At 73.4% G+C, this 19295-nt stretch carries 18 protein-coding genes; 7 read left to right on the top strand and 11 right to left on the bottom strand.

The annotated features are described in order from the left end of the window. Nucleotides 1–43: 43 nt before the first annotated feature. The 5 genes from BIU97_RS15090 to BIU97_RS15070 are packed head-to-tail and all read right to left on the bottom strand — an operon-like array spanning nucleotide 44 to nucleotide 5229. Nucleotides 44–1624, bottom strand: a complete 1581-nt coding sequence (locus tag BIU97_RS15090; protein ID WP_071260996.1) for an N-acyl-D-amino-acid deacylase family protein — start codon at nucleotides 1622–1624, stop codon at nucleotides 44–46. After that, nucleotides 1621–2271 (bottom strand): bifunctional 4-hydroxy-2-oxoglutarate aldolase/2-dehydro-3-deoxy-phosphogluconate aldolase, encoded by a 651-nt coding sequence (locus BIU97_RS15085; RefSeq protein ID WP_175472222.1) that lies wholly within the window; start codon nucleotides 2269–2271, stop codon nucleotides 1621–1623. The genes BIU97_RS15090 and BIU97_RS15085 overlap by 4 nt, the downstream gene beginning before the upstream one ends. Before the next feature lie 29 nt (nucleotides 2272–2300). Next, nucleotides 2301–3278 carry a sugar kinase gene (locus BIU97_RS15080; protein ID WP_083404821.1) on the bottom strand — a complete coding sequence of 326 codons (978 nt, stop codon included), beginning with the start codon at nucleotides 3276–3278 and terminating at the stop codon, nucleotides 2301–2303. Beyond that, a complete protein-coding gene (locus BIU97_RS15075; protein WP_071298051.1) occupies nucleotides 3275–4096 on the bottom strand; it encodes an IclR family transcriptional regulator in 822 nt (273 codons plus the stop codon). Before BIU97_RS15075 ends, BIU97_RS15080 begins: the two co-directional genes overlap by 4 nt. Continuing rightward, nucleotides 4093–5229, bottom strand: a complete 1137-nt coding sequence (locus tag BIU97_RS15070) for an alanine racemase (RefSeq protein ID WP_071298050.1) — start codon at nucleotides 5227–5229, stop codon at nucleotides 4093–4095. Before BIU97_RS15070 ends, BIU97_RS15075 begins: the two co-directional genes overlap by 4 nt. A 179-nt stretch (nucleotides 5230–5408) precedes the next feature. Here BIU97_RS15070 and BIU97_RS15065 point away from each other — a divergent pair, with 179 nt between their 5' ends. Then, nucleotides 5409–6821, top strand: a complete 1413-nt coding sequence (locus BIU97_RS15065) for an MFS transporter (RefSeq protein WP_071261005.1) — start codon at nucleotides 5409–5411, stop codon at nucleotides 6819–6821. A gap of 133 nt (nucleotides 6822–6954) precedes the next feature. Then, on the top strand, nucleotides 6955–7731 hold the full coding sequence (locus BIU97_RS15060) for an endonuclease/exonuclease/phosphatase family protein (RefSeq protein WP_071261007.1): 777 nt from the start codon (nucleotides 6955–6957) through the stop codon (nucleotides 7729–7731). 265 nt (nucleotides 7732–7996) lie between these two features. Here the strand turns inward: BIU97_RS15060 and BIU97_RS15055 are convergent, their stop codons facing one another. From BIU97_RS15055 to BIU97_RS15045, 3 genes are read right to left on the bottom strand one after another with little or no spacing between them, the layout of a single operon-like run. Next, nucleotides 7997–8668, bottom strand: a complete 672-nt coding sequence (locus tag BIU97_RS15055; RefSeq protein ID WP_071298049.1) for a methionine ABC transporter permease — start codon at nucleotides 8666–8668, stop codon at nucleotides 7997–7999. Further along, the gene (locus BIU97_RS15050; protein WP_071298048.1) at nucleotides 8665–9705 is read right to left on the bottom strand and encodes a methionine ABC transporter ATP-binding protein; all 1041 of its coding nucleotides are present in this window, start codon (nucleotides 9703–9705) and stop codon (nucleotides 8665–8667) included. Before BIU97_RS15050 ends, BIU97_RS15055 begins: the two co-directional genes overlap by 4 nt. Then, nucleotides 9705–10658: a MetQ/NlpA family ABC transporter substrate-binding protein gene (locus tag BIU97_RS15045; RefSeq protein WP_071298047.1), complete on the bottom strand. Its 954-nt coding sequence runs from the start codon at nucleotides 10656–10658 to the stop codon at nucleotides 9705–9707. The genes BIU97_RS15050 and BIU97_RS15045 overlap by 1 nt, the downstream gene beginning before the upstream one ends. Before the next feature lie 139 nt (nucleotides 10659–10797). Between BIU97_RS15045 and BIU97_RS15040 the strand changes: the two genes are divergently transcribed. Then, the gene (locus BIU97_RS15040) at nucleotides 10798–11292 is read left to right on the top strand and encodes a 2'-5' RNA ligase family protein (RefSeq protein WP_071298046.1); all 495 of its coding nucleotides are present in this window, start codon (nucleotides 10798–10800) and stop codon (nucleotides 11290–11292) included. A gap of 102 nt (nucleotides 11293–11394) precedes the next feature. Here the strand turns inward: BIU97_RS15040 and BIU97_RS15035 are convergent, their stop codons facing one another. From BIU97_RS15035 to BIU97_RS15025, 3 genes are all read right to left on the bottom strand, one after another. Further along, nucleotides 11395–12642 carry a D-arabinono-1,4-lactone oxidase gene (locus BIU97_RS15035; protein ID WP_071298045.1) on the bottom strand — a complete coding sequence of 416 codons (1248 nt, stop codon included), beginning with the start codon at nucleotides 12640–12642 and terminating at the stop codon, nucleotides 11395–11397. Between the two features lie 32 nt (nucleotides 12643–12674). After that, nucleotides 12675–14156 (bottom strand): MDR family MFS transporter, encoded by a 1482-nt coding sequence (locus BIU97_RS15030; RefSeq protein ID WP_083420978.1) that lies wholly within the window; start codon nucleotides 14154–14156, stop codon nucleotides 12675–12677. Between the two features lie 147 nt (nucleotides 14157–14303). Continuing rightward, the gene (locus tag BIU97_RS15025; RefSeq protein ID WP_254783007.1) at nucleotides 14304–14585 is read right to left on the bottom strand and encodes an acylphosphatase; all 282 of its coding nucleotides are present in this window, start codon (nucleotides 14583–14585) and stop codon (nucleotides 14304–14306) included. A gap of 132 nt (nucleotides 14586–14717) precedes the next feature. On the opposite strand from BIU97_RS15025, the gene BIU97_RS15020 reads away from it, so the two are divergent. The 4 genes from BIU97_RS15020 to nadC are packed head-to-tail and all read left to right on the top strand — an operon-like array spanning nucleotide 14718 to nucleotide 19295. Next, nucleotides 14718–15422 (top strand): NUDIX hydrolase, encoded by a 705-nt coding sequence (locus BIU97_RS15020; protein ID WP_071298044.1) that lies wholly within the window; start codon nucleotides 14718–14720, stop codon nucleotides 15420–15422. A gap of 11 nt (nucleotides 15423–15433) precedes the next feature. Then, a complete protein-coding gene (gene nadA, locus BIU97_RS15015; protein WP_071298043.1) occupies nucleotides 15434–16705 on the top strand; it encodes a quinolinate synthase NadA in 1272 nt (423 codons plus the stop codon). A 17-nt stretch (nucleotides 16706–16722) separates the two neighbouring features. Continuing rightward, entirely contained in the window at nucleotides 16723–18414 is a 1692-nt protein-coding gene (locus tag BIU97_RS15010) for an L-aspartate oxidase (RefSeq protein WP_071298042.1), read from the top strand. Beyond that, complete coding sequence (gene nadC, locus BIU97_RS15005) at nucleotides 18411–19295, top strand: carboxylating nicotinate-nucleotide diphosphorylase (RefSeq protein ID WP_071261024.1); 885 nt, start codon at nucleotides 18411–18413, stop codon at nucleotides 19293–19295. Before BIU97_RS15010 ends, nadC begins: the two co-directional genes overlap by 4 nt.

Here is a 19295-nt window from a genome sequence, read left to right as displayed (position 1 = left end):
CCCGAGAAGTCGGGACGCGACGACCGTACGGGGGCGCGGGTCGTCAGGTGCTCGTCCGGCGGAGACCGGCTCCGGGCGTCGCGTGTGTCAGGGTGCCGTCGCGCAGGACCGGGACGCCCGCCACCAGGACGTCGTCGATGCCCTCGGCCAGGCGCATCGGCTCGGCGTAGGTCGACCGTGCCGCGACGCGCTCGGGGTCGACGACGACGAGGTCGGCCGTCCACCCCGGTGCGACGACGCCCCGGCGACCGAGCCCGAATCGCTCCACCGACCGGGTGGAAAGGTGTTGCTGCGCCGCGGCCCAGGACAGCAGGCCGGCGCGGGCGTACTCGCCGAGGTAGCGCGCGAACGTGCCGTACGCCCGCGGGTGCGGGTGCGTGCCGACGAAGATGCCGTCCGACCCGCCGGTGTGGCCGTCGTGGCGGAAGAGTCCCGCGAGCTGCGCGGGGGTGCGGGGACGCGGCACGCGCATGACGACCGTGACCTGCAGGTCGGAGTCGACCAGGACGTCGAGCGCGAGGTCGACCGGGTCGGTCCCGGTGGCGTCGGCGGCCTCGGCGAGGGTCCGTCCCTGCAGCACGTGGAACTCGGCGGCCGGCACGTGGGAGAGCGTGATCTGGTCCGCCCACCCGGTGCCGAGGTCCGCTCGACCGAGCACCCGGTCGAGCACCGCGGCCCGGATCTGCTCGCGACCCCCGGCGGTGTCGAGCGCCCGGGCCAGGTCGTCGGTGCCGGGGCGGGCGAGTTCGGCGGGCAGGAGCAGCATCGACAGGATCGTGCAGCCGCGTGAGTACGGGTAGGCGTCGAAGGACAGCGCGACGCCCCGGTCGGCGGCGCGGTCGAGTTCGGCGAGCGCGAGCTCCACCGGCGCGTGCAGGTGCGAGATGTGAGCACTGCCGCCCGCCGTGCCGGCGATGGCGACGATTTCGTCGATGCCCGCTGCCGCGTTCGTCTCGTACCCGCCGCGCATGTGGGTGACGTAGGGGACCCCGGCCGGTGCCGCCTCGGCGGCGAGCTCGGCGATCTCGTCGGTGCCGGCGAAGAGCCCGGGCACGTAGTCGAGACCGGTGGCGAGACCGACGGCGCCGTCGGCCGTGCCCTGTCGCACGAGGGCGCGCATCGCGTCGAGCTGTCTGCGGTCGGCCGGTCCCTGCTGGTCGCCCATCACCTCGTGCCGCACGGTGCCCGCGGGGACGAGGGTCGCCACGTTCAGCGCGGTGGTGCCGTCGTAGGTGGCCAGCAGCCCGGCCACGCCGTCGCCGCGGTACGTCGGGTGCGGCCCGTCGATCGCCGCGAAGTACCGGGCGGCGTACGACCCGTCGCCCGGTGCCGGTCCGACGCCGTCCTGGCCGGTGATGATCGTCGTCACGCCCTGGCGGAGGAGCGCGAGCTGGACCCCGTCGTCGAACACGAGCGACCCCGCGTGCGAGTGGGCGTCGATGAAGCCCGGCATGACCACGCGGCCCGTGCAGTCGACGACCTCGGCGTGCTCGGGGACGTCCAGCCGTGTGCCGACGGCGGCGACCGCACCGTCGACGACGAGGACGTCCGCCCGACGGAACGCGCCGTCGTCGCCGACGACGGAGCCGCCGGCCAGGTGCACCGGTGCCGCGGTCGCCGTCATCGGCGCAGCGCCGCGACGAGTCGTCCGGCCCGGGCGCGGAGGGCGTCGAGGTCGCCGTCGCGCAGGGCGTCGCCGACGAGCGGTGAGCCGAGACCGACCGCCACGGCCCCCGCTGCCAGGTAGTCGGCGGCGTCGTCCACCCCGATGCCGCCGGTGGGGATGACGTCGACGAAGTCGAGCGGGGCGAGCACCTGCTTGAGGAACCCCGGCCCGCCGAGCTGCGCAGCCGGGAACACCTTCACCGCGCGGGCGCCGTGCTGCCAGGCCGTGACGATCTCGGTCGGCGTGGCGGCACCGGGGTACCAGCCGAGACCGCGTTCGTGGGCCCGGTGCCCGATCGCGGGGTCGGTGTGCGGGCTGACCGCGAAGGACGCCCCGGCCGCTGCTGCCTCGTCGAGCTGTCGTGGCTCGAGGACGGTCCCGACCCCGATCGCCGCCGACCGGCCGTACTGCTCGGTGGCCCAGGCGATGCCCTCGCGCCAGCGCGGGGTGTTCGTGGTGATCTCGATCGCGCGGACCCCGGACTCGACGAGCACGCCGATGACGTCCTCCAGGTGCTCGCCCGTCCCGCCGCGGAGGATCGCGATCGCGGGGCCGGCCTCGTGGCGGTGGCGGGGCGGTGCTGCGGCGGGCGTCGTGTCGGTCACGGGGGCCTCTCGGTTCGTGGGCGGGACCATCAGCGGTCCACCCGGTCGTGCACGGTGTGGTCGGTGTCGGGGGCGTCCTCGACGGAGACCAGGGCGTCGGGGTCCGGTCGGCCCCAGTCGCTCGCCACGCTGCAGGCGAGCGCACCGGCGTCGGCCGCACGGTCGAGCGCGGTGGTGGCGTCCGTGCCGGTGAGCACCGCGGCGAGCCAGCCGGCCACGAACGCGTCGCCGGCGCCGACGGGGTCGACGACGCGGACGGGTGTCGCGGCCCGCCGGTGCAGGACGCCGTCGACCGAGGCGACCGCGCCGCGGGAGCCGAGCTTCACGACGGCCGTGCCGTCGGCGAGTGCGGCGAGGTCGTGCGCGAGGGCTTCTTCGTCGTCCGGGCGCTCGTCGCGGCCGAGGACCAGCCGGGCCTCGTCGTCGCCGGCGAACACCACGGCCGAGCGGGCGACGACGTGTCGGTAGCTGGCACGGGCCCGTTCCGGGTCGATGAGCTTCGGGCGGTGGTTGACGTCGAACGACACCGGGACGCCGGCGGCAGCGGCGCGGTCGAGCACCGCGTCGACGGTCGCCCGCGCCGTGTCCGACAGGGCCACCGTGATGCCGGTCAGGTGCACGAGCGCAGCCTGCTCGACGATGCTCGCGGGCACGTCCGTCGGGACGAGTGCCGAGCCCGCCGAGCCACGGCGGTGGTACGTCACCCGCGTCCGACCGTCGGTGAGCCGTTCCTTCATCATGAGCCCGGTCGAGTGCTCCGGGTCCGGGACGGCGACGACGTCGACCCCGGCGCCGCGCACGTCGGCGAGGACGCGGTCGCCCGCGGGGTCGGTGCCGACGCGGCCGACCCAGGTCGTCGGGACGCCGGCGCGGACGAGCCCGATCGCGACGTTGCTCTCGGCACCGCCCGTGTCGATCCGCATCGCGTCGAGGTCGGGCACGGCGCCGACGGCCTGCCCGCTCAACAGCAGCATGGTCTCGCCGACGGTGACGACGCGGCCGGTCACCGTACGGACCTCGTCAGGGCGAGCTGCGCCGAGGACGAACCGAGGGCGACGGAGATCTCGTGCGCCGTGCGCACCACGCCCGCCCCGAGCTCGCGCACCGCGGCGGCGGGGAAGCGGGACGCCAGCCCCGAGATGCTCATCGCGCCGACCACCTGGTTCGCGTGGTCGAGGACGGGCGCCGCGACGCACCGGATGTCCGGTTCGTTCTCGCGGTCGTCGACGCCGTAGCCGCGGCCGTGGGTCCGCTCGACCTCGTGCCGCCAGCGCTCGTCGTCGGTGATCGTGTGGTCGGTCATCGCCCGAGCGGGTTCGGCGAGCACCCGGGCGAGCAGGTCCGGCTCACCGAAGGCCACGATCGCCTTGCCGGAGGCGGTGTTGCGCATCGGCAGGCGGTTGCCGATCCGGGACCCCATCCGCACGGTCCCGCGGGTCTCGACCTTGTCGACGTACACGATGTCGGTGCCGTCCGGGACGACCAGGTGGCACGTCAGGCCCGTCTGCTCCGCGGTGCGGCGGAGGAACGGCGCGGCGGCCGCCCGGAGGTCGATGCCCTCGAGGTAGCTCTGGCCGAGCAGCAGCGCGCCGAGCCCGAGCGTGAACCCGGTGTCGGCGGTGCGTCGGAGCAGGTCGGTCTCGACCATCGGCGCGGTCAGGCGGAGCACGGTCGACTTCGACGTGCCGAGTTCGTCCGCGAGGGCGCCGAGGCTGACCGAGACCTCGCCGTTCCGGGTGCGGTCGGCGATGCAGTCGAGCAGGCGCAGCCCGCGCCGGAGCGACAGTGCGGCGTTGCGCACGGGGACGTCGGGCGTCGTCGTCACCGGAACTCCGTCTCGATGGTGTCCGTCACCGTGTCGTCGTCGGCGAGGACGAGCACCCGTCGCCACTTGTCGAACACCGTGCAGGGGTGGGAGATGCCGAGGACGACCACGTCACCCGGCGTGATCGCCGGCGCCGCGTCCGTCAGCCGCAGGTAGCAGTGCTGGTCGTCGAGGCGGGCGACGGTGACCGACCCGGGGGCGGGGGCGACGGGGCGGGCGTGCGCCGTGCCTCCCGGCCGGAGCTCGCGCACGACCGGCAGCCCCTCGTCGAAGCTGATGTCCCGCTTGCCGACGGCCACGATGGCCAGGCCGGCCTCGGGGGTCGAGGTGACCCGGCCCCAGACCCGGATCGCGGACTCGAGCCGGCCTTCCTCCGGGTGCCGTCCGAAGGGCGTGCGCTCGGCGTAGAAGCCGTCGTCGTGGGTGAGCGAGGCGCCGGACCGCAGCAGCACGTCGACGTCGTCGGGGCGGTCGGCGACCGCGTCGACGACGGCGTCGAACCAGGCGCTGCCGCCCATGCCGAGCAGGGTGCGGGGAGCCGTGACGAGCGAGCGGACCGCCTCGGTCGCGCCGAGCACGCCGCGGACGTACTCGCGGGCCTCGTCGGGACCGGGCAGGCCGCCCTCGTAGCCGGTGACGCCGCGGACGTCGAGGCCCGCGTCACGCGCGGTGCGGGCCAGGGCGACACCGGCCTCGGGGGAGCGCACGCCCGTGCGGCCCCCGGGGAACCCGATCTCGACGAGCACGGGGAGCGCGCCGTGCTCGGCCGCCGCTGCGACCCCGGCCGCGGAGTCGACCTGGAAGAGCACGTCGGCCTCCGGGTCCTCGGCGCGCCGGCCGGCGATCCAGGCGAGGCCGGCCGGGTCGAGGACCTCGTTCGCGATGAACACCCGGTGGATGCCGTGGCGCCACGCGACGAGCGCCTGCTGCACGGAGGCGACGGTGACGCCCCACGCGCCGAGGTCGATCTGCCGTCGGGCGAGGGCCGGGGCCATGTGCGTCTTCATGTGCGGGGCGAAGCGCAGGCGGTGGCGGTCGACGTACGCCTGCATCACGGCGGCGTTCGCGGCGAGCGCCGACTCGCGGAGCGTCATCGCGGGCAGCAGGACGTCGTCGAGCACGTGCTTCGTCATCGGGCCTCCTCGTGCTGGTGCGGGTGCTGGTCGTGCTGGTGCGGCGTGCCAGCGGGTGCTGGTCGTGCCAGCCTCGCCGGGTCCCCGTGCCGCCGACAACGCCCACACCCCGACCATTCTGCAACGCAGAACGCAGGGCGGCCGGGGTGCTCCGGGGCGGGCATACGATCGCCTGTGACATGACGACGACGACATCGACGCCCAGCCGGCGACGGGCCGGCAGCACGGCGGTCGCCGTGCTCGTCGCGGGGACCTTCTTCATGGAGCTCCTCGACGGCACGATCCTCGCGACCGCCGCCCCGGCGATGGGACGCGACCTCGGGGTCGACTCCGCGGCGGTCGGCGTCGCGATCACCGCGTACCTCGTCACGCTCGCGGTGTTCATCCCCGTCTCCGGTTGGCTGACCGACCGCGTCGGGTCCCGCACGGTGTTCGCCGGCGCGATCGCCCTGTTCACCGTCGCCTCGGCACTGTGCGCGATGTCGACCGGACTCGTCGACCTGACCCTGTGGCGGATCCTGCAGGGGCTCGGCGGAGCGCTCATGGTGCCCGTCGGTCGGCTCGTGGTGCTCCGCAGCGCCGGACGCGAGCAGCTCGTCACGGCGATCGCGATCCTCACCTGGCCGGCCCTCGCCGCGCCGATCATCGCCCCGTTCGTCGGCGGCGTGCTCGTCGACACCCTGTCGTGGCACTGGATCTTCCTCGTCAACATCCCGCTCGGCGTCGTCGCGTTCGTCGCGGCGCTCGTGCTCGTGCCGCAGGAGCGCGCGGCGCAGCGGGTGCCGTTCGACTGGTTCGGGTCCCTGCTCGCCTGCTTCGGGCTCGGCTCGCTCGTGGTGATGGCGTCGCTGCTCGCCCTCGACACGATCCCGGTCGCCGCCGTCGTGGTGTCCGGGATCGTCGGCGCCGTGTGCACCTGGTTCGCGATCCGCCACTTCCGTCGGGCGCCGCACCCGATCATGGGGCTCGACGCCTTCCGACTCGAGACCTTCCGGGTGTCGCACGCCGGCGGCAGCCTGTTCCGCCTGGCCGTCTCGGCGGTGCCGTTCGTGCTGCCCCTGCTGTTCCAGGACGCCTGGGGGTGGAGCGCCGTGCTCGCCGGGTCGGCGGTGCTCTGGGTCTTCGTCGGCAACCTCGGCGTCAAGCCGATGACCACCCCGTTCCTGCGCTGGTTCGGCTACCGGCCGGTGATCATCGTGTCGTCGGCCGTCGCGGCCCTCACCGTCGTCGCGATGGCGTTCATGACCGAGGACACCCCGTTCTGGCTGCTCGCCGTGCTGCTCGTGGTGAGCGGCGCCGCACGCTCGGTCGGGTTCACCGCGTACAACACCATCGCCTTCGCCGACGTCGAGCAGGCCGACATGACCCCCGCCAACACGCTGTCCTCGACGCTGCAGCAGACCGCCGCCGGCTTCGGCGTCGCGGTCGCCGCCGTCGTCATCCGGGCCGCCGGCGGACTCGGCGGTGACGGCCCCTACGCCGTCGCCTTCTGGGTGATCGCCGTGCTCCTCGCCGTCGCGTGCGTCGAGGGGGTCCTGATGAGTCGTACAGCGGGGGAGACCGTCCGCCCGGCGCGCCGCGTCCGGGCCTGAACCGGCCGGTGTCCGTTTCCGACGCGGGCGCTCCGAGGGACGCCGGCAGGCGTTACAGTCTCAGCAACTGTTTGTGGACCCCGAGTACGGTTGCCGCGGCAGGGTGACCGGACCACCCGGACAGGAAGGCAGCATGGCCGCGCCAGATCAGCAGAGCACGACGGCAACCGACGAGCCCGTGCAGCCGACGTCCCTCCGTGTCGTCAGCTACAACCTGCGCGAGCACACCGCGAACAGCGAGCTCGCCGCGTTGGCCGAGTCCTCCGAGGCCGACGTCCTGTGCGTCCAGGAGTGCGACAGCAACGACCTGGCCCCGTCCATCGGCGGCCTGTCGCTCGCTGCGTCCACCCGGACGAACCGCCTCGGCCTGGCCATCTACAAGCGCGACGACCGCTTCGAGGTGCAGGACTTCAGCATCCACTCGCTGCAGAAGTCCCTGCACGACCGCGTGCTCGCCCCTGCGCACGAGCGGCTCATCGCGATGCACCTGCGCGACACCGAGGCCGACGCCGAGGTCGTCGTCGCGTCGTTCCACGCCTCACCGCTGACCGCGACGAACTCCCTGCGCCGCAAGCAGATCGAGGCGGCGCACCAGTTCCTCCGCGAGCTGGCGAAGGACGTCCCCGCGGTCATGGTCGGCGACTTCAACTACCCGTGGTTCCAGACGAACCTGCGCCGCAAGATCGAGCAGCACGGCTTCGCGCTGTCCCTCTCCGACCAGCCGACCTACCTGCGCTACCGCAAGTTCACCGGCCACTTCGACTTCGCGACGAGCGTCGGCCTGCACATCGCAGGGGTCGAGACCCTGCCCGCCGGCATCTCGGACCACCGTCCGATCCTGGTCCGCGCGCACTACGAGCACCCCGGCGAGACCGGCACCGTCGCCACGATCGAGTCCCCGGCCGCCTGACCTGGGTCGTCGGCCGCTGGCTGGTCGGCACCGAGGTCGCACGACGTGCCGCGTGCGCGGCGTCGAGTGGTCGGGAACCGTCGGTCGCGCGGCCGTCGGGCAACGGTCGGTGCGACCTCGGCGGAGCTGAGCGGGGAGTCGTGACCGCTCGGCGGACGACTCTGGGCGCGTCCGTCGGGGCGGCGACGCGCCGGAGGCCCGGTGTCGGTCCCGTGGACCGGCACCGGGCCTCCAGGCGGTCGCCCGCAGAACCCGCGCGCCCGCGTCAGCGCCGCAAGGTCGCGCGGGCCAGACGGTTGCCGACGAACTGGCCGAGCTGCACGATGACGACGATCGCCGCGACCGAGACGTAGACGATCCACCAGTCGTAGCGCTGCGAGCCGTAGGTGATCGCGTACTCGCCGAGCCCGCCGCCGCCGACCAACGCACCCTGCGCCGTCATGTCGACGATGCCGATGTAGATGAACGTGTAGCCGAGGATGAGCGGGCCGAGGCCCTCGGGGATGAGCACCGTCAACAGGATCGACACCGGGTGCGCGCCCGATGCCCGAGCCGCCTCGACGACGCCGGGGTCCACCGCGAGCAGGTTCTGCTCGACGATTCGGGACACCGCGAAGGCCGCGGCCAGCGAGATCGCGAACGTCACCGCGGGCACGCCGATCGTGGTCTGCACCACGACGCGCGACAGCGGGGCGATCGCGGCGAGGAAGATCACGAACGGGATCGGCCGGACCAGGTTCACGACGACGTTGATGACGGTGTACGCGGTGCGGTTGCCGAGCAGGTTGCCCGGCCGGGTCGCGTAGAGCAGCAGCCCGAGGGCGAGGCCGATGACGCCGGCGATGACGAGCGACACGAGCGACATCACGATGGTGTCGCGCGTCGCCGCCAGGAAGACGTCGAACGTGTCGATCACGCTCTGGAACGAGTCGTTCACGCGGCTGCCTCCTCGTCGGTCGTGACCCCGTCGGCGCGCAGGGCGGCGACGGCCCGGTCGACGGCCGCCGGCTCGTCGGCCGTCAGCTCGTACGTGAGCGAACCGATCCGGCGCTCGCGGATCTCGCCGACCCCGCCGTAGACGAGCTCGGCGCTGACCCCGGCGGACCGGAAGACGCGGTCGATGCGGTTCTGCAGTCCGGCCTCGTCGGTGATCTGCACCGTCACCAGGCGGCCCGGGTGGCGTTCGTGCAGGCGGGTCAGCGTGTCGGTGGAGGGCCGGTCGTGCAACGCGGTGCGGACGAACCGCTGCGCCGCCGGCGTCTGCGGCGCCGAGAAGACGTCGTAGACGTCCCCGATCTCGACGACGCGTCCCCGTTCCATCACGACGACCCGGTCGGCGATCTGCCGGACGGCGTCCATCTCGTGGGTGATGACGATGATGGTGACGCCGAGCTCCTGGTTCACGCGGCGGAGCAGCCCGAGCACCTCGGAGGTGGTGTCCGGGTCGAGGGCGCTCGTCGCCTCGTCGGCGAGCAGCAGGTCCGGCGAGGCCGCGAGTGCCCGGGCGATGCCGACGCGCTGCTTCTGCCCGCCGGAGAGCTGCTCCGGGTAGGCGTGGGCGCGGTCGAGGAGCCCGACGAAGTCGAGCAGTTCGGCGACGCGTCGGTCGCGCTCGGCCTTCGGGACACCGGCGACCTTGAGCGGGTACGCGACGTTGCCGGCGATGGTGCGGGACCGGAACAGGTTGAACTGCTGGAAGATCATCCCGATGTTGCGACGTGCCAGACGGCGGTCCCGCTCGGGGATGGCGGTGAGTTCCCTGCCCGCCACGGTGACCGTTCCGGAGCTGGGGAGCTCGAGGGCGTTCACCAGCCGGACGAGGGTGGACTTGCCGGCGCCGGAGTACCCGATGACGCCGAGGACCTCTCCTTGGTGCACGTCCAGGGAGACGTCCTCGACGGCCACCACGGTCTCGCCGGTGTCGGCGCGGCGGTAGTGCTTCGAGACGCCGCGGAGTTCGACGAGGACCGGCACTACTGCTTGGCCGCCTTCGCGTCCTGCTCGACCTTCGCGAGCTCGGCCTGCAGCTCCGAAGCGCTCTCGTCGCGGGAGACGGCCTCGGGCAGGTCCTTCGCGAAGGCCTCCTGCACGGCGTCGTCCTGGAACAGCTCCGCCAGGTCGAGGTAGGTCTTGTTGTCCTTGTCCTCGTCGCGGGCGGCGAAGACGTTCACGTACGGGGCGGCGCTCGCGCTCGAGGGGTCGTCCTGGTAGATCGCGTCCGAGATCGGCAGGCCTGCTGCGGTCGCGAAGTTGTTGTTCACGACGGCGGCGGCGACGGAGCCCTGCTGCAGCGCGTTCGCGGTCTGCGAGGCCTCGAGCGGCTGGATGTCGACCTTCTTCGTCTCGATGTCCGAGGTGGTCGAGAACGCCGAGCCGCCGTCCTTCAGCGTGACGAGGTCCGCTGCCTGCAGGATGAGCAGCGCGCGGGCCTGGTTGATCGAGTCGTTCGGGATCGCGACCTTCGCGTTCGCGGGCAGGTCCGAGGGCTCGTCGTACTTCGTCGAGTACAGGGGCAGCGGGTAGACGGCGGTCGAGCCGATCGGCTGCAGGTCGTCGTCCGAGGTGACGTTGTAGTCCGCCAGGTACTGGATGTGCTGGAACTGGTTGAGGTCGACCTGGCCGTCCTTCAGCGCGGGGTTCGGCAGCGAGTAGTCCGCGAAGTTCGTCAGCTTGACGGTGACGTTGAGCTTCTCCTTCGCGAGCTTCGTGTACGTGCTCCAGTAGGACAGCGACTTGTCCGCGACACCGATCGTGACGGTCTTCGGGGCGGCGTCGCCGGCAGCAGCGCCACCCTCGTCGCCCCCGGAACGGACGGCGGCGACCACGACGGCGACGACGATCGCGACGACGACGACCGCTGCGGCGACGATCCAGCCGATCGGGCGCTTGCCCTTCGGCTTCTCGGGCAGGACGGGTGCTGCGGACATGCTGGTGCTCCTCGTGGGGGGATGCTGCGGGGACACCGCGGTGGTCCGCGGCGTGCAGTCGAGTGTGGCCGGACCACGGGCGCGGTGCGACTTGCGTTCCGCCGTGTTACACGCAGCCGGCCCGGGCAGACTCGGTCGGGTGCGCAGCATCGAACTCGTCCTCGACGGTCCCTCGGACGCAGCGGTCCGGGCGCTCTGGCAGACCCTGGTCGCCGCGGAGCTGCCGAGCCTCGGTCACTCGGGCACGAACGACCCGCACGTCACCCTCGTGGCGGGCGAGGCCCTGCCCGTCCCGACGGACCTCGACGCCCCGGTGCCCGGGGCCCTGCGCGTCGCCGGCGTCCTGCTCTTCCCCGCAGGGCCCGGGCGGCACGTGCTCGGGCTCGGTGTGGTCGTCGACGGGCCGCTCGCACGCTTCCACCGCGCGGTCGACGCCGCCGCTCCGGGATCGACCGACTCGTCGCTGCCCGGCCGCTGGGCGCCGCACGTCACCCTCGCCCGTCGCATCCGCGACGTCGACCTGCCCGCGGCGCTCCGGGTCCTCACGGCCGACGCACCCCTGCCCGAGGTGCTCACGGTGGGCGGTCTCCGCCACTGGGACGGGGACGCGAAGGTGGTCACCCGCCTGCGGTGACCGGCCTGGCGGGCCGGCACCGGGCCTCCTGGACGGCTCCGACGCGGAACCTGCGTTCCGCAGGCCAGCAGGCCAGCAGGCTGCGCGGCCGGGAGGCCCGGTTCAGGTCCCGAGCACCCGCTCGCCGAACGCGGATGCGAACGTCCGGTCCGGGTCGGCGCGCGCGACGAGGTCGCGGAAGTCCGGCAGTCGTGGGTACAGCGCGGCGACCGCGTCGCGGTCGAGCGAGCTCATCTTGCCCCAGTGCGGCCGGCCGTCGAACGGCGCGAGCCGCGCCTCGAGGTCGGGCAGCAGCGCCGCGACCTCGTCCGGGTGCTTCTGCCAGGTGAACGCGATGCACAGGACGTCCTCGCCCTGGGTCGGGCTGAGCCACAGGTCGTCGGCGGCCGTCGTCCGCAGTTCGCAGACGTGCAGGTGCGGCTGGATCCGGTCGGCGAGACCGCGGACTGCGTCGAGCGCGGCGGCGGCGTGCCGGAGCGGGACGAAGTGCTCGCTCTGCACCTCGGAGCCGTGGCTCGGTACCGACTCGATCGGGAAGTGCGGCAGGCGGTCCCACCACGGTCCGACGGACCCGTCGCGGGCGGTGTGGTGGCCGTCGCCGGGGGAGCCGGGCAGCCGCGGTGCGCCGAACAGCTCGTCGGGGACCGTGACGTCGTTGCCGTCCGCCGGCACCCGGGTCTTCACCAGGACCTCGCGCACCTCGTCGCCGAACACCGTGTACGCGCAGACCGAGGTACCGGCCGCGTGGACCTCGGCGACGTGGTCCAGGAAGGTCCGCCAGGGGAGCGGGCCGTAGGTGTCCTGTCGCATCCGCCAGGACGGTTCGACGTCGAGCGTCACCCGGGTGACGATGCCGGTCAACCCGAGGTGCAGGACCGCGCCGTCGAACCCGGGGTCGCCGCGGCTGACGGTGCGCGGGGTGCCGTCCGGACCGAGCAGCTCGAGCGCACGGACGGCCGTCGTCAGCGATCCGAGGGCCGTCCCGGACCCGTGGGTGCCGGTGGCCGTGGCGCCGCCGATCGAGATGTGCGGCAGTGAGCCCATGTTGTGCAGGGCGAACCCGGTGCGGTCGAGGTCCGGAGCGACCGTCCCGTACCGGGTGCCGGCGCCGACGGTGGCGGTCCGTGCGTCCGGATCGACGACGAGGTCCGTCGGGATCCCGGTCAGGTCGAGCAGCACGCCGGGTGCGTCCGCGACGTCGTTGAACGAGTGCCGCGTGCCGAGGCCGTGCACGCGGCGGTTCGCGGCGACGATCTCGGCGGCCTCGTCGACGGAGCGCGGTCGCAGCACTCGTTCGGCCCCGTAGGTGACCGTGCCGGACCAGTTCAGTTCGCTCGACGTCGACCGCATGGGGCCCACCATGCCACGCGGGGCAGTGGGCGTCAGTGCGCGGGCGGGGGCGTCGGTGCGCCCTCGGGGACCTCCGGACGCCGGACGAACAGCGACGCCACGATCCCGGCGAGCGAGATGAACGCGCCGACCAGGAACGCCGTCCGCACGCCCGAGGCGGTCGCGCTGGCCACGGCGTCGGCACCGGCGCCCGTCGCCGCCGTGGCGGCACCGATCGTGAGCAGCGTGACGAACAGTGCGGTCCCGGCCGCGCCGGCGAGCTGCTGGGCGGTGCCGAGCACGGCGCTGCCGTGGGAGTACAGCTTCGGCGGCAGGCCGCCGAGCGCCGCGGTGAACAGCGGCGTGAAGGTCAGGGCCAGGCCGATGCTCAGCACGACGTGGGCGCCGAGGACGAACCAGACGCTCGTGTCGGTGCCGACCGTCGCGAGTGCCCAGAGCACGGCGCTGACGATGACCGAGCCCGGGACGAGCATGACGCGCGGGCCGTACCGGTCGTAGACGCGACCGACGACGGGGGAGAGCAGGCCCATGAGCAGCCCGCCGGGGAGCAGCAGGAGGCCGACGTTGAGGACCTCGAGACCGAGGACGCGTTCCAGGTAGATCGGCAGCAGGATGAGCGTGCCGAACATGGCCATGAAGCTCAGCGCCATCGCGACGATCGGCACCGTGAAGCCGCGGGTGCGGAACGTGCGCAGGTCGAGCAGGGCGCTGTCCGTGCGCTGCAGGCGCGTCTGTCGGACGACGAACACCACGAGGGCCGCCACGCCGACGACGAGCGCGCCGATCGGCACGGCGAGGCCGGTCGAACCCGACTCGCCGATGCTCGACAGGCCGTAGACGATGCCGCCGAACGCGAAGGCCGACAGCACGACGGACAGGACGTCGAGCGGGGCCTTGCGCGGCGTCGAGACGTTCTGCACCTTGAACGCACCGAGCACGAGGGCCGCGAGCGCGATGGGGAGCACGAAGCCGAACAGCCAGCGCCACGAGAACGCGTTGAGGATGAGGCCGGAGATCGTCGGGCCGATGGCCGGGGCCACCGAGATGACGATCGAGATGTTGCCCATGATGCGGCCGCGACGCGCCGGGTCGACGAGCGTCAGCACCGTCGTCATGAGCAGCGGCATCATGATCGCCGTCCCGCTCGCCTGCACGATGCGCCCGACGAGCAGCACGGAGAAGCCCGGGGCCAGCAGCGCGATGAGGGTGCCGGCGGAGAACAGGCCCATCGCCGCGAGGAAGACCGGGCGGGTGTCGAAGCGCTGCAGCAGGAACCCGGTGATCGGGATGACGACCGCCATGGTGAGCAGGAAGCCGGTGGTGAGCCACTGGCCCGTCGCCGCGCTGATCTGCAGGTCGTCCATGAGCCGCGGCAGCGCCACGCCCATGATCGTCTCGTTGAGGATGACCACGAACGCGGAGACGAGCAGCAGCCCGATCACCAGACGGGTCTCGGCAGCGGACGGCGGCGAGACGCTCCCCGTGCGCGGGGCGGAATCGACGGCCTGGGTCATGCGGGGGCTCCTGGTGGATCGCGAGGGGTGGGACGAGGGGGCGCGGACCGCGCAGACAGGGCAACCGCCTGAGTGGATTCGATTATTCCGCTTCCGTGCCGACGCTGCCCGAGCCGTCCCGACCCGACCGGGCCGGACGCCGTCCGCTCAGTGCAGGATCGCGAACCCGTCGGCGTCGCCGTGCGGCACGACCGGCCGGAGTTCGACGGCGGTCACCGTCGCCGACGGCGGTCCGGTCCGCAACCAGCCCATGAGCGCCTCGACGGCGGGCGACGGCCCCTCGGCCTCGACCTCGACGGTGCCGTCCCACAGGTTCCGTGCGTAGCCGACGAGCTCGAGCGCGTCCGCCTTCCGTGCGGTCCACCACCGGAAGCCGACCCCCTGGACCGTCCCCGACACGACCGCGTGCATCCTCGTCACCGTTGCCATGTCGCTCACCGTAGGCGGGCGCGGACCCCCGGAGTTTTCGTCCCGGTGACGATGTGTTTCCGGTTCGTGACGGCGAGTGATAGTGTCACACCTACCCGAACAGTTCGGGTCAAACTGACCATAAGGTGTCCGATGGAGCAGGCAGGCATCCGCGTCGCGGTCTCGACCGTGATCGTCGCGCTGCGGCCGCACCCGGACACCGGCGCTCCGGCACTGTGGATGCCGCTCGTGCGCCGGGTGGCCGAGCCGTACGAGGGGTCGTGGGCACTGCCCGGCGGGTGGGTGCAGCCGGACGAGGGGCTCGAGGACTCCGCTGCCGCCCGCCTCCGCGAGACGACGAACGTGCAGCCCCGCTACCTCGAGCAGCTCTACGCGTTCGGCGACGTCGACCGCTCCCCGTCGCGGGTCGTGTCGATCGTGTACTGGGCCCTCGTGCACCCGGACGAGGCGAACTCGGTGCCCGACGACTGGAACGTCCGGTGGTTCCTGGCCGACGAGCACCCGCCGCTCGCGTTCGACCACGACCGCATCGTCGAGTACGCCCTGTGGCGGCTGCGCAACAAGATGTCCTACTCGCGGATCGCGCAGGCGTTCCTCGGCGACCGGTTCACCCTCGCCGAGCTCCGCGGCGTGTACGAGGCGGTGCTCGGCCGAGCGCTCGACCCCGCGAACTTCCGTCGACAGGTGGAGAAGACCGACGCGGTCCTGCCGACCGACGAGACCACGAGCGGGGACCGGCACCGTCCGGCCCGGCTGTACCGCTCGAACCCCGACCTGGCCTACGCGGACAACGGCCCGCTGCAGACCGGGGCCGATCAGCAGCAGCGGAACCGATAGGAAACCCTCCCGTGTCCATCGCCACGACCATCGAACGCATCTCCAACGGCCAGGCCGGCGGCAGCACCTGCACGCCCGACCTCGCCCTGCCGACCTGGGACTTCGACGCCCGACCCGGGTACGGCCCGGGCTCGTCGATGTCCGACGTCATCCCCACGAGCGCCCCGCGCCAGGGTGTCCTGCCCGACGAGTACAAGACGGCTCCGACGGACGAGCTGCACGAGCGCATCGAGCGGGCGAAGGCCGCGCTCGGCGACCGGGTCGTCGTCCTCGGGCACTTCTACCAGCGCGACGAGGTCGTCCGGCACGCGGACTTCCTCGGCGACTCGTTCCAGCTCGCGAACGCGGCGCTGACGAAGCCCGACGCCGAGGCCATCGTGTTCTGCGGCGTGCACTTCATGGCCGAGACCGCCGACATCCTGGCGCGGGACGACCAGCGGGTCATCCTGCCGAACCTCGCCGCCGGGTGCTCGATGGCCGACATGGCCGACATCGACAGCGTCGAGGCCGCGTGGGCCGAGCTGACCGCGGTCTACGGCACCGAGCCCGACGCCGACGGCCGCGTGCCGGTGATCCCGGTCACCTACATGAACTCCGCCGCCGACCTCAAGGCCTTCTGCGGGCGCAACGGCGGCATCGTGTGCACCTCGTCGAACGCCGCGACGGTGCTCGAGTGGGCCTTCGAGCGCGGGCAGCGCGTCCTGTTCTTCCCCGACCAGCACCTCGGCCGCAACACCGCCAAGGCCATGGGCATCAGCACCGACCGCATGCCGATGTGGAACCCGCGGCTGCCGGGCGGCGGCAACACCGCGCGGGACCTGCTCGAGGCCGAGGTCATCCTCTGGCACGGCTTCTGCTCGGTGCACCGCCGGTTCACGGTCGACCAGATCGACCAGGCCCGCCGCGAGCACCCCGGCGTGCAGGTCATCGTGCACCCGGAGTGCCCGATGGCGGTCGTCGACGCCGCGGACCACGCCGGCAGCACCGACCTCATCCGGAAGACCGTCGCCGCGGCCACCGAGCCGACCACGTTCGCGATCGGCACCGAGATCAACATGGTCAACCGGCTCGCCGCCGAGTACCCGCAGCACACGATCTTCTGCCTCGACCCGGTCGTCTGCCCCTGCTCGACGATGTACCGGATCCACCCGGGCTACCTCGCCTGGGTGCTCGAGGCACTCGTCCGCGGCGAGGTCCTCAACGAGATCGTCGTCCCCGCCGACGTGCAGGCCGACGCCCGGGTGGCGCTCGAGCGCATGCTCGCGGCGAAGCCGCGGGTCTGACGGGCGGGGGACCGGCCGTGCACGTCGTCGTCGTCGGGTCCGGCATCGCCGGTCTGACCGCCGCGATCCGCGCGAGCACCGCCCACGACGTCACGCTCGTGACGAAGGGGGCGCTCGCCGACGGGGCCACCGCGTACGCCCAGGGCGGCATCGCGGTCGCGCTCGGCGCCGACGACACGTCGGCGCTGCACCAGGCCGACACGCACGTCGCGGCGGCCGGGAGCGCCGACGCCCGCGCCGTCGCGGTCCTCTGCACCGACGGCCCGGCCCGGGTCCGTGACCTGCTCGCCCTCGGGGTGCCCTTCGACCGCTCGTCGGACCCGGCGACCCTCGACCGGTACGGCGACGACCTCGCCCGCGGTCGCGAGGCAGCGCACGGTCGCTGGCGGGTGCTGCACGCCGACGGCGACGCGACGGGCGCCGCCGTCGAACGGACCCTGATCGACGCGCTGCACCGCCGACACGTGACGATCCTCGAACGCACGAGCCTGACCGACCTCGTCGTCCGCGACGGGGCGGTGGTCGGCGTCGACGTCCTCGACCTGCTCGGCGAGCCCCGGCGGATCGACGCCGACGCCGTCGTCATCGCCTCCGGGGGAGCGGGACACCTGTACCGCGAGACGACGAACCCGCTCGTCGCGACGGGGGACGGCGTCGCCGCGGCCTGGCGGGCGGGCGCCGTCGTCGCCGACCTCGAGTTCGTGCAGTTCCACCCGACGCGACTCGCCGTGCCGGGTGGCGGGTTGGTGTCCGAGGCCGTCCGCGGCGAGGGTGCCGTGCTCCGCGACGCCTCCGGCCACCGCTTCATGACCGACGTGCACCCGGACGCCGAACTCGCCCCGCGCGACGTCGTCGCCCGGGGGATCGCCGCCGCGGTGCGCGACCAGGGCGGCGCACCCGTGCTCCTCGACGCCACCGCGCTGGGCGCCGACTTCCTGACCGGACGCTTCCCCGGGCTGACCCGGGCCACCCGTGCGGCCGGCTTCGACTGGACCCGACAGGGCGTGCCGGTGTCCCCGGCGGCCCACTACGCGATGGGCGGCATCGCCACCGACGCCGAGGGCCGGACGAGCCTGCCCGGACTGCTCGCGGTCGGCGAGGCGGCCTGCACCGGCGTGCACGGCGCGAACCGACTCGCCTCGAACTCCCTGCTCGAAGGACTCGTCTTCGCGGTCCGCGCGGCGGACGCGGTCGCCGCGCCGCGACCCGGCCTGCTCCGCCTGCGCGGCGACGCCGGTCTCCACGTCACCACCGTGCCCCGAGCGGCCGACGCGGGTCGCGCCGCTCCCCACCTGCTCGGCCGTCACACCGCTCCGCAGCGCGCCGGAGCCGGCGAACGTGGGTCCGGTCCGGACCGCACGGGAGGCCCGGATCACCGTGACGGGACCGCCGACCTCCGACAGGCGGTGCAGTCCGTCATGACGGACCGGGTCGGCCTGCTCCGCGACGCCGCCGGGTTGGCGAGCGCGCGACGCGACCTCGACGCGCTCACCGCGGCGACCGGCGGCGGCGTGCGTGAGCACGAGGACCGCGCGCTGCTCGACCTCGCCCGACTCGTCGCCCGCGCCGCCGAGACCCGCACCGAGTCCCGCGGCGCACACGCCCGCACCGACCACCCCGACACCGACCCGACCGCCCCGGCCTCGTACGCCTGGGTCGCAGAGGCCGTCCCCGTCTCCGTCCCCGCCCAGCAGGAGGTACCCGCATGACCACCGACCCCGGCACCGTCCCGCCGCACGCCCTGCGCCGCGTGATCGAGACCGCGCTCGAGGAGGACGCGCCCTGGGGCGACGTCACGAGCGAGACGCTCATCCCCGCCGAGGCGACCGCGACCGCGACCCTCGGCGCCCGCGAGCCCGGCGTCCTGAGCGGCGGCGGGGTCTTCGTCGCCGTCATGCACGCGGTCGACCCCTCGATCGACGCCGTCGTGCACGTCGCCGACGGCAGCGCCTTCGTCGCGGGAGACGTCCTCGCGACCGTGACCGGTCCGGCGCGCGCCGTGCTCCGCGCCGAACGGGTCGCCCTCAACCTCGTGCAGCGGATGTCCGGGATCGCGACGACCACCGCCGCGTACGTCGCCGCCACGACCGGCACGTCCGCGCGGATCGTCGACACCCGGAAGACGACGCCCGGACTCCGCGCGCTCGAGCGGTACGCCGTCCGGTGCGGCGGTGGCCACAACCACCGCACCTCGCTGTCCGACGCCGTGCTCGCCAAGGACAACCACCTCGCGGTGCTGCTCGCCGGGGGCACCGAGATCGGCGACGCCCTCCGGCAGGCCCGCGAGCGGCTCGGACACACGGTGCACGTCGAGGTCGAGGTGGACCGCCTCGACCAGGTCGAACCCGTCGTGGCTGCCGGGGTCGACACGATCATGCTCGACAACTTCACGCCCGACGAGCTCGTGGCCGGGGTCGACATCGTCGCCGGTCGGGCGCTCGTCGAGGCGTCCGGCGGGGTCTCCCTCGACACCGTCGCGGCCATCGCCGCCACCGGGGTCGACGTCGTCTCCGTCGGGGCGCTCACCCACTCCGCCCGCGCACTCGACCTCGGTCTCGACATCGACGTCGCGGCGCCGGTGCGGGACTGA

The sequence above is a fragment of the Curtobacterium sp. MCBA15_009 genome (assembly GCF_001864895.1).
Lineage (GTDB): Bacteria > Actinomycetota > Actinomycetes > Actinomycetales > Microbacteriaceae > Curtobacterium.
This window is presented reverse-complemented; position numbering and strand designations above follow the sequence as displayed.

Excerpts from the sequence above, each read along its gene's own strand:
- BIU97_RS15090 (WP_071260996.1), bottom strand. The coding sequence starts at position 1,624 with ATGACGGCGACCGCGGCACCGGTGCACCTGGCCGGCGGCTCCGTCGTC.
- BIU97_RS15070 (WP_071298050.1), bottom strand. The coding sequence starts at position 5,229 with ATGACGAAGCACGTGCTCGACGACGTCCTGCTGCCCGCGATGACGCTC.
- BIU97_RS15065 (WP_071261005.1), top strand. The coding sequence starts at position 5,409 with ATGACGACGACGACATCGACGCCCAGCCGGCGACGGGCCGGCAGCACG.
- BIU97_RS15060 (WP_071261007.1), top strand. The coding sequence starts at position 6,955 with ATGGCCGCGCCAGATCAGCAGAGCACGACGGCAACCGACGAGCCCGTG.
- BIU97_RS15045 (WP_071298047.1), bottom strand. The coding sequence starts at position 10,658 with ATGTCCGCAGCACCCGTCCTGCCCGAGAAGCCGAAGGGCAAGCGCCCG.
- BIU97_RS15035 (WP_071298045.1), bottom strand. The coding sequence starts at position 12,642 with ATGCGGTCGACGTCGAGCGAACTGAACTGGTCCGGCACGGTCACCTAC.
- BIU97_RS15030 (WP_083420978.1), bottom strand. The coding sequence starts at position 14,156 with ATGACCCAGGCCGTCGATTCCGCCCCGCGCACGGGGAGCGTCTCGCCG.
- BIU97_RS15025 (WP_254783007.1), bottom strand. The coding sequence starts at position 14,585 with ATGGCAACGGTGACGAGGATGCACGCGGTCGTGTCGGGGACGGTCCAG.
- BIU97_RS15020 (WP_071298044.1), top strand. The coding sequence starts at position 14,718 with ATGGAGCAGGCAGGCATCCGCGTCGCGGTCTCGACCGTGATCGTCGCG.
- nadC (WP_071261024.1), top strand. The coding sequence starts at position 18,411 with ATGACCACCGACCCCGGCACCGTCCCGCCGCACGCCCTGCGCCGCGTG.